This is a genomic window from Bacteroides sp. MSK.20.12, from assembly GCF_019052435.1.
In the GTDB taxonomy this organism is placed as follows: domain Bacteria; phylum Bacteroidota; class Bacteroidia; order Bacteroidales; family Bacteroidaceae; genus Bacteroides; species Bacteroides xylanisolvens.
In genome coordinates this window covers 1-3,574 of the sequence record NZ_JAHQVH010000085.1, presented here as the reverse complement: position 1 = coordinate 3,574, position 3,574 = coordinate 1, and the positions used below count along the sequence as shown (strand labels likewise).

At 33.2% G+C, this 3,574-nt stretch carries 2 protein-coding genes; one reads left to right on the top strand and one right to left on the bottom strand.

Annotation, left to right across the window (positions count from 1 at the left end; translation table 11 throughout):
• Positions 1-754 precede the first annotated feature (754 nt).
• Positions 755-2,038 (bottom strand): site-specific integrase, encoded by a 1,284-nt coding sequence (locus KTR06_RS24145; protein WP_117685409.1) that lies wholly within the window; start codon positions 2,036-2,038, stop codon positions 755-757.
• A 535-nt stretch (positions 2,039-2,573) separates the two neighbouring features.
• Here KTR06_RS24145 and KTR06_RS24140 point away from each other — a divergent pair.
• Positions 2,574-3,574, top strand: a 1,001-nt coding sequence (locus KTR06_RS24140; protein ID WP_217290882.1) for a DUF4964 domain-containing protein, incomplete at its 3' end; no start/stop codon positions are given.

The following is a 3,574-nucleotide window of genomic DNA, read 5'->3' as shown; positions in this document are numbered from 1 at the left end:
AAGTCATCCGTGCAAAGTTGGTTTTCCGGGTCCTGTCCAGACTAAATTGTCGTTTGTTAACTGATTGAAATACAGTAGAATATGTTCATATTGTATTGTCTTTGTGTTGTTGTGGCTATTAAATGAAGTACAAAATTCTAATTTATGAGCAGACTTTTAATAAATAAAAAGTTAATGGATAAATGTAGTGGTAGTCTAAGATGAGAAATGGACTAATCTGAAAAAATGAATATTTTTCCTCTCTCTCTTTTCATTTATCCATGTAATTTCTTTTATGACATAAAAACTAGCAGCATTTTAAGATATTAAAAATCAAATAGATTGAATAATTACTCTTGTTGAATGAATTCGACGTAAATAAAGCTTTCTGGAATGATTTATCTATCTTTTTATGCTATTTTGCAGAGAAATGTTATTGTGTGATAGCTTAAGGTAATAAGGAAAGTAGATGTTAGAACTCCATTCAGGAGTCCATAGTGTGGTTTATTTTAAACCAATAAGTAGTTTCTTTTAAAGGTAGGAGATGTTCCTTTTAAACCAACGACATGTTTCATTATATCAAAACTTGTTTTCGATAGTAGGAAAAAATACATGTTTATAAAGAATTATGCTATATATATTCAATAAAAGGAATATATATAATGTAAATGTGACTTTCTTTTTTCTATTTAGCAATTCAATAGAATCTTAATTCTTCTGCATATATGAAAAATAGAACATAATTTGAAATAACTAAGATGAAATATTTCAATCTTTACCTGGCAAGTTTAGCTCGAAGTTCTTTTAGTCTTTTTGCAGCCTGTAGATTATCAACCTTTATATATCTCATAAATGCAGATGGACTCTTATGCCCGGATATGCGCATAAGTTCTCCGGCAGGAAAGCCGGATAAGTACATATTTGTGCAAAACGATCGTCGGCAAGTATGAGAAGAGATCATCTCCCATTTTTCATAGACTCTCTTTTCCCGTTCTTTCCCTTTCTTGCGAACAACTTCGATCTTCTGTTTTAGTTTTGCCCTTCGCCCTAATTCTTTAACCCTTTCGTTGAATATATATCTAGGAATTTTAGGTAAATCATAGTTGTACTTCTTGAGTATTTCCGGTACATAATCGATCATAGGAATTATGACAGCTTTATGCACTTTTCTCTGTTTGAGATTTATAATCTCATTATCTAAGTCAATATGTTCGGGACTTAATGTTGAGAGATCACTATATCGTAGTCCTGTAAAACACCCAGTAATAAAAACATCTCTAATCTCTTCCAATTGCTTATCATCTGACAAGTCTAACTCGTGTATTGTTGAAAGTTCCTTTTCACTTAAATAAATAGCATCAGTTTCTTCTTCTACGACCTTAAAATGCTTCAAGTCAATTGGAGGAATAACTCCTTTATCTATTTGATAATTAACAAATCCCTTTAACAAACGTATAATTTTTCCTGCAGAATTAGTGAGCAAGCCAACACTCCCATCGGGCTTTATAACCTTATAAAATAAATAGTCCATGAATTCATTATAAAATATAAGATTCAAGTTATGAAAAGTAATTGGTTGCGATGAATGTTCTTTGAAAGCGATCAGATGTTTGCGAAGTGTTCGGTAGTCCTTTATTTGATCTGCAGAAACAACTGGAGCTTTTTCTGTAATATATCTTTCTAATGCGTCAAAGATATCTACCCGATTAGGACGTAACTCATATTCTCTATTCTTTTTTAGTTCAAGTAAAACAAAATCTACGGTTGGACTTATTCCGTTTATCTTAGCATATGTAAGAATTTCTCCAAGCTTGGATGTTATTCTAATCAGGCAGGCATCAATTTCATCATAGTTTGGACAAGCGCGCTTAATCCATCTCTTTTTAGAATCCCAGTGTTCCGGTTTAATACTGTATCCAGTAGAGATAAGCGTACGCTTAGTTCGATTGTAGTTATATCGAACATAAAGGACAGTAGTCCCCTCTCGAGTGACGTACCTAGGTTTAATATATGGAGTATATTTTGCGATAGTAAAATCTGTATTGCTTTCGTATTGCAAAGTTACAAAAGCTATCCGAAATGAGCAATATCTCATCGTTAAAAGCTAGAACCTCCAAAAACATTGTACTATCTTAATAAAAGTGGATAAATATTGCTCAAAAAGGAAAAAAACTACTCAAAGCACACTGTAAGAGACTTATTTTGCACTTTAAAAACACTCAAAATATGAAAAAAGAATAGATTTTGTCCTTTCTTGAACACAGATTTTCCTAATATTTAGCATTAATTCCATTATTTTGTAGTGTTGCAAATAAAATGCTATGGAAAAACAAATGGATTTGTATGACTCCTGGGTCCTACCTGAAACACACAATTCTATATAAACTTTTCCTCTAGCATTTATAAATATTCGACAGTACTGATTTTAATATATTATTTAGGTATAGCGATAAGAAAGGTAAGATTGCATTTAAAAGGTAATAGTAAGAAGGTAAAAAGAGAAATAAAAGAAAACGTAGGGTTTGTTTTTCTTTATAGGTAAACAAGATTGTAGATGGGTAACCTTAAAATTGTAGATTAATTAGAAAATATTTATGAAGAAACTACTAACAGTAATGGCCTTTTCGGTCGGTTTATTCGCAAATGCTCAAACCGGCAACTTATTTAAACCAGTAAAAGAGATAGCGCTACGTACTCCATCGGTACCTATCGTTGTTTCAGATCCTCACTTCTCTATCTGGTCTCCTTATGATAAATTAATGGAAGGAAGTACAGAACACTGGACTACAGCTAAGAAACCATTAGTAGGGGCTTTACGCGTAGATGGTAAAGTGTATCGTTTCCTGGGTAAAGATCAAGTAGCTCTAATACCTATCGCTCCCATGACAAATGTGGAACGTTGGGAGGCTGCATATACTAATAGTCAACCAGCAAATGGATGGCAAGAATTCCAGTTTGATGATAGTAGTTGGAAAAAAGGTAAAGCTGCTTTCGGTAGCCGTGATATGCCACGTGTTCGCACAGAATGGAAAGGAGATAATACAGATATTTATATCCGACGTACATTTGAAATAAATGATTTAGATTTAACAGAGAATATTTTTCTTATTTATTCTCATGACGATGTATTCGAATTATATTTAAATGGAGAAAAACTGGTTGCTACAGATCTCGTATGGAAGAATAATGTAAACCTAAAACTTTCAGATGAAGCCAAGAAAAAACTTCGTAATGGCAAAAATGTGATTGCAGCGCATTGTCATAACACAACTGGAGGATCTTATGTGGATTTTGGTTTATATCGTGAAAAGAAAAATGCAGTAACATTTGAAAATGAGGCTGTACAGAAATCGGTAGATGTACTAGCCACTTCCAGTTACTATACATTCACCTGCGGACCTGTCGAATTAGATGTTGTATTTACAGCGCCTCAATTGATAGATGACTTGGATTTGTTGTCAACTCCGATTAACTACATCTCCTATCGCGTGCGTCCTCTTGATAAAAAAGAGCATGATGTACAATTCTATATAGAAACGACTCCAGTATTAGCAGTGAATGAGACTACTCAGCCTACTATTGCACGTACATTATC